Annotated in this window: 5 protein-coding genes and 1 pseudogene; 4 read left to right on the plus strand and 2 right to left on the minus strand. The window is 66.6% G+C overall.

Annotation, left to right across the window (positions count from 1 at the left end):
* Nucleotides 1–142: 142 nt before the first annotated feature.
* Together D7X74_RS39005 and D7X74_RS39010 are read left to right on the plus strand one after the other, a co-directional pair.
* A complete protein-coding gene (locus tag D7X74_RS39005) occupies nucleotides 143–1,210 on the plus strand; it encodes a DUF1521 domain-containing protein (protein WP_120538025.1) in 1,068 nt (355 codons plus the stop codon).
* Nucleotides 1,211–1,268: 58 nt separating this feature from the next.
* Nucleotides 1,269–1,784 carry a type IV pilus biogenesis/stability protein PilW gene (locus D7X74_RS39010; protein WP_233602442.1) on the plus strand — a complete coding sequence of 172 codons (516 nt, stop codon included), beginning with the start codon at nucleotides 1,269–1,271 and terminating at the stop codon, nucleotides 1,782–1,784.
* A gap of 173 nt (nucleotides 1,785–1,957) precedes the next feature.
* Here the strand turns inward: D7X74_RS39010 and D7X74_RS39015 are convergent, their stop codons facing one another.
* On the minus strand, nucleotides 1,958–2,185 hold the full coding sequence (locus D7X74_RS39015; protein ID WP_120538026.1) for a hypothetical protein: 228 nt from the start codon (nucleotides 2,183–2,185) through the stop codon (nucleotides 1,958–1,960).
* Nucleotides 2,186–2,462: 277 nt separating this feature from the next.
* On the opposite strand from D7X74_RS39015, the gene D7X74_RS39020 reads away from it, so the two are divergent.
* Nucleotides 2,463–2,930, plus strand: coding sequence for a tetratricopeptide repeat protein (locus tag D7X74_RS39020; RefSeq protein WP_120538027.1), 468 nt, complete (start codon nucleotides 2,463–2,465; stop codon nucleotides 2,928–2,930).
* 88 nt (nucleotides 2,931–3,018) lie between these two features.
* Nucleotides 3,019–5,142, plus strand: a complete 2,124-nt coding sequence (sctV, locus tag D7X74_RS39025) for a type III secretion system export apparatus subunit SctV (protein WP_120538028.1) — start codon at nucleotides 3,019–3,021, stop codon at nucleotides 5,140–5,142.
* 96 nt (nucleotides 5,143–5,238) lie between these two features.
* Here the strand turns inward: sctV and D7X74_RS43330 are convergent.
* Nucleotides 5,239–5,505 (minus strand): annotated as a pseudogene (locus D7X74_RS43330) (FHA domain-containing protein); the annotation flags it as partial.

Here is a 5,505-nt window from a genome sequence, read left to right on the forward strand (position 1 = left end):
GGCCTCCAGGGGTGGGTGGAGCGGGGCTGGAAAATTCGTTGCCTTCAGAGCGAAACTCCTGCCCTCCAGCGCACGACAATCCTTCCAGTTCATCTTTTGTAGCGCTTTCCAGACCTCGACTTCCCTTTCCCGGGAGATGCCCATGGCGACGAACATCAGCGGCCTGAACACCCAGGCCCTCAGCGTGAAGAATCCTGCTCAAGGCGTTGTGAACGACGCGACCATCGCGAAGAACACGAAGCTCATCGAGACGACGCTGGGCCAGGTGGACAAGGCGATCGCCGGCGCGACCGCGAAGTCGGACAAGGCGAACGCCAAGGCCGATCAGATGGGCAAGTCGGTGACGACGAAGAGCGCCTCCGCCAGCTCGGGCGCCTTCCCCACGGAGCTGCCGAACCCGCTGGACAACGCCAACGCGCGCTACTCCCTGGAGGTGAAGGACAACAAGATCACCACCCCGGGTGGTTACGTCATCGAACCGCTCGGCCAGTTCGAGTGGAAGGTCACGGGTCCGGACGGCAAGGAGACCCGCGTGTGGGGCGATCCGCACGTCGACGAGGGCGACGGCGGCAAGTGGGACTTCAAGAACGACACCACGTTCGTCCTGGGCGACGGCACCCGCATCAACGTCAACACCGTGCCCTACGGCAACGGCATGACGGTGACGGGCTCGCTCGACATCATCATGGGCGACGACCACGTGTCGGTGAAGGACCTGGACAAGGGCAAGGGCACCATCAGCGCGGTGAAGCGCGATGCCGTGGACGAGGCGGTCCGCTTCGCGGGTCAGAACAAGACCGTGGACGTCGTGACCATGGGCACGTCCACGGATGACTGGACGTTCGAGAGCGGGGAGATCACCGGCTCGGAGAACGGCGGCGAAATCCTGAAGAAGGGCAACGAGATCAACGTCAGCCACACCTACGGTGGCTCGGCGAACCCGGCCCTGGCCCAGAGCAACAAGGATCCGCTGGCCGCGCTGCAGAACCGCCTCAACGCGGTGACGAACACGTTCGACTCGCTGGCCCAGACCAAGTCCGCCGGCTTCAACCCGTTCAACCGCGTGGACGACTTCGGTGGCTCGTACGACAAGAGCAAGCACCGCAAGGGCATGACGGAGGCCTTCGACTCGGTCACCAACATGCTGAAGGCCCTGAAGCAGATCCCGCGCATGAGTGATACCGTGCGTCCGCGCAACATCATCTTCTAGTCGCCACACCCTCCCGCGAGCGGGGCGGAGTGGCGCCCCGCTCGTCAGGAGGTTCACGTTGAGTCCCAAGCCCCCGCCCCAGGCCCCATCCGCAGAGTCCCGCCAGCAGGAAGAAGATGCGCGGTTGATTCGCGGAGAAGTGACGCTGGGCGAGTTCCTGAAGATGCCCCAGGCGACCCTCTACCGCTGGGCGCAGACGGCACACCAGATCATGCAGGCGGGCAAGACGGCCCAGGCCCTGGACATCTTCAAGGGGCTGGTGGCCGCGGCCCCGTATGACAGCGTGCTGCACTGCCAGGTCGGCGCCGCGTACATGACGCTCGAGCGCTTCGACGAGGCCTTCGACGCCTTCGAGCAGTCGCTGCGGTTCAACACCGACAACGGGGATGCGCTCGTGGGTCGGGGCGAAATCCACCTGCGCCGGGGAAACGTCCCCGCCGCGCTCGCGGACTTCAGCCGCGCCATCCAGAATGATCCGTCGCTGCAGCGCCGCTCCACGCAGCGGGCCCGCGGGACGTTGCTCGCGCTCAAGCAGCAGGCGGACCGGGTCCAGGGCAAGCCGTCGAAGCCGTAGCGCCCGAAGCCTCCGCCCCGCTCCACCGTTCGCGGCCCGGTCGCACGCTCCTGGCGTGGGTCCGGGCCGTCGTGCTTGCGGGGGAGGTGGGGTGGACGAAGGCAGGCCCGCAAAAGCGAAGAGCCGGCCTCCAGTGAAGGAGGGCCGGCTCTCTCTGCCAGGAAGCGGCAGGATTACTTCATGTTGCCGATGATCGACATCGCGATCTCGTTCAGCTTCTTCATGATGTTGGAGGCGAAGGCAACGGCCTCCTGCTGCTTCTGGAGCATCAGCTGAGCCTCGGCGCGGGTACGGTCATCGCCCGTGAGGCCCTTCAGGGACGCCTGCTCGGTGGCGTTCAGGCCCTGGCTGGTGTTGAAGGCCTTCGAGATGGCGGCGCCGGCGACGGTAGCGTTGGACATGGGGTGTCTCCAGATTTGGTAGCGGGTGGGTGCGCTGCGAAGCTGCTTACAAAAGGATTATGGGGGATCGGGGTCCGGAAGTTTCGTCCCCATTTTCTGATCTTTTTTCCCGCCAGAAAAGGGGGGGCGGGAAAGCCGGGTCGATCACGCGGGACGCACCCTCTTTGGAGGTTGCCCCGATAACAGACTAAGCTGTCCGCGCCCGAAGCCACCCCTGTCCACTGGTGGTCGGTTGCGGGCAACGTCCTCCTGTCCTCCCTGTGAGGGACCCGCGCTGATGACGACCGAATCCAAGGCCACGGTGATGCACGACAACGAGAAGCCCCTGTCTGCAGCCGAGATGCTCGAACGGGCCACCGAGGGCTTCAACCTCTTCCAGGACGGGCGGTTCAGCGAGGCACTGGCCATTTTCGAGACCCTCCTCGCGCTGGACGCGTCGGAGGCGTACTTCCACACGGCCCTGGGCGCCTGCCACCTGGCGCTGGAGGATCTGGATCTGGCGGTGGACTGCTTCAACCGCGCCATCGAACTGGACCCCACGGACCTGACCCCCTTCGTCAACCGGGGCGAGGCCGCGCTGCGCCAGGGGCGGGTGATGGAAGCGGCCCAGGACTTCAACCGCGCGGTGGCGCTGGACCCCGAGGGCAAGGACCCGCTGAGTGCCCGTGCGCGCATGCTCGCCGCCGCGGCCATGGAGAGCGCCGAGGACGTCGGCGAGTCCGAGGCGCCCGAGGACGACGCCTAGTCCTAGCGCAGGCCTCCTCCCTTTCCAGGGGAGGGCGTACCCCCCCTTGGGAACCAGGGCCGGCCCGGACTAGGATGGCGCCCCGACGATGACCGGCGATCCCAACAGCTTCCTGAACAAGTACTCCGATATCGTCCTGGCGGTGGTCGTCGTGGCCATCGTTGGGATGATGATCGTCCCGCTGCCGACGTTCCTGCTGGACATCCTGCTGACGCTGAACATCAGCATCTCGGTCATACTTCTTCTCATCTCCCTCTACGTGCCAGGCGCGCTGCAGCTGTCGGTGTTCCCGACGGTGCTGCTGATCACGACGATGTTCCGCCTGTCGCTCACCATTTCCACCACCCGACTCATCCTGCTCACCGGCGACCCTGGCGAAGTGGTGGTGGCGTTCGGCAACTTCGTGGTGCAGGGCAACTTCGTCGTCGGCGCCATCCTCTTCCTCATCCTGGTGGTGGTGAACTTCATCGTCATCTCCAAGGGCTCGGAGCGCGTCGCCGAAGTGGCCGCGCGCTTCACCCTGGACGCGATGCCCGGCAAGCAGATGTCCATCGACGCGGACATGCGCGCGGGCTCCATCGATCAGGAGCAGGGCAAGAAGAAGCGCCGCGACCTGGAGCGCGAAAGCCAGCTCTTCGGCGCCATGGACGGCGCCATGAAGTTCGTGAAGGGCGACGCCATCGCGTCCATCATCATCACGGTCATCAACATCGTGGGCGGCCTGATCATCGGCGTGACCCAGAAGGGGATGGCCGCGGCGGACGCGGCGCAGAAGTACACGCTGCTCACCATCGGTGACGGTCTGGTCGGCATGATTCCCGCCATCCTCATCTCCACCTGCGCCGGCATCCTGGTGACGCGCGTGGGCGGCGAGGAGGAGGGGGCGCACCTGGGCAAGGACGTGGGCAGCCAGCTCACCGCCTACCCGAAGGCCATCGCCATCGCGGCGGCCATGCTCGTGGGCCTGGGCCTCATCCCCGGTCTGCCCAAGATTCCGTTCTTCATCCTCGGCGCGGGCGCGGGTTTCGGCGCGTACACGATGATGAAGAAGAAGGACGCGGATCAGGCCGCCGAGGAGGCGGGCCCCGCGATGGAGTCCAGCTTCGGCACCCCCGTGTCGTCGGAGCCGGCGCCCAAGGAGCAGCTCAACCCGGACTCGGAGCTGTTCATCCCCGTCGTCACCCCCATCGTGCTGGAGGTGTCCGACGCGCTGGTGCCCTTCGTGGACTCGCGGCAGGACGGCGGCAAGTTCCTCTTCGAACTCATCCCGTTCATGCGCGACGGCCTCTTCGTGGAGCTGGGCGTCCGCTTCCCCGGCGTGCGAGCGCGCGGCAACGGCGGCCTGCCTCCCGGGGCCTACCAGATCCAGATCAACGAAGTCCCCGTCGTCACCGGCCAGGCCACCCTGGGCCACATCCTGGTGAACGACACGGTGGACCGCCTCAAGCTGATGAACATCCCCGGCTTCGAGGCCATCAACCCCGCGACGCGCCAGCCGGCCGCGTGGGTGCCGGAGCAGTTCCGGGAGACGCTGGAGTCCGCGGGCCTCACCACCTGGGACGTGCCCGGCTACATCATCCTGCACACCGCGGCCATCCTGCGGAAGAACGCCCGCGAGTTCATGGGCGTGCAGGAGACGCAGACGATGCTGGAGCAGTTGGAGAAGGCGTTCCCGGCCATCGTGAAGGAAGTCGTCCCGAAGATCGTCAACGTGCTGAAGCTGACGGACATCCTCGGGCGGCTCGTGGAGGAGGAGATCTCCATCCGCGACCTGCGCGGCATCCTCCAGTCCCTGTCGGAGTACGGGCAGGTGGAGGCCGACAACGTCATGCTCACCGAGCATGTCCGCGCCTCGATGCGCCGCTACATCTCCCACAAGTACGCGCGCGGCACCGGCACGCTCGTGGTGTACCTGCTGGATCCGAACATCGAGGAGGCCATCCGCAGCTCCATCAAGCGCACCTCCGCGGGCGCCCACCTGGCGCTGGAGCCGGAGATCGCCCAGGAGATCGTCAGCGCGGTGCGCTCCGAGTGCGGACACCTGCCGCCCAGCGCCCAGCGCCCCGTCATCCTCACGGCGATGGACATCCGTCGGTATGTGCGCAAGCTGCTGGAGTACGAGTTCACGCCCTCGTTCTCCATCCTCAGCTACCAGGAGCTGTCGCCCGAGCTGAACATCCAGCCGGTCGCGCGCATCTCCTCCGGCCGGTAGTTTCAAGGGCCCCCGTCTGGGGGCCCTTCGTTTTTCCGCCGCCCGGGGAAGCCCGGGCGGACCGTCGCTCGCGACAGGGACGCCGGGCCGGAAGGCTCAGGCGCCCGCGAGCACGGCGATCATCAACACCAGGAAGGTCAGTCCCACCACGCCCATGACGATGAGCGGGACGAACTTCTTCTTGTCCGCCAGCGACGCCATCGCGCCGCCGTTGTCCGGCTGGGGCTCCGGGACGTACTCGTTCGAGCCCTCGTCGGGCTGCGGCTCCTCGGAGCCACCCGAGTTCGGGTCCTCGGCGGACTGGGAGGCTTCCTCGGGCGCGGGGGCGGGCTCCGGCTCGGGTTCCGGTTCAGGCTCCGGCGG

Source organism: Corallococcus sp. CA047B (assembly GCF_003612065.1).
Taxonomy (GTDB): Bacteria; Myxococcota; Myxococcia; order Myxococcales; family Myxococcaceae; genus Corallococcus; species Corallococcus praedator.

What these genes read in the sequence shown, in the direction of transcription:
- D7X74_RS39005 (WP_120538025.1), top strand. Translation starts at nt 143, where the DNA reads ATGGCGACGAACATCAGCGGCCTGAACACCCAGGCCCTCAGCGTGAAG.
- D7X74_RS39015 (WP_120538026.1), bottom strand. Translation starts at nt 2,185, where the DNA reads ATGTCCAACGCTACCGTCGCCGGCGCCGCCATCTCGAAGGCCTTCAAC.
- D7X74_RS39020 (WP_120538027.1), top strand. Translation starts at nt 2,463, where the DNA reads ATGACGACCGAATCCAAGGCCACGGTGATGCACGACAACGAGAAGCCC.
- sctV (WP_120538028.1), top strand. Translation starts at nt 3,019, where the DNA reads ATGACCGGCGATCCCAACAGCTTCCTGAACAAGTACTCCGATATCGTC.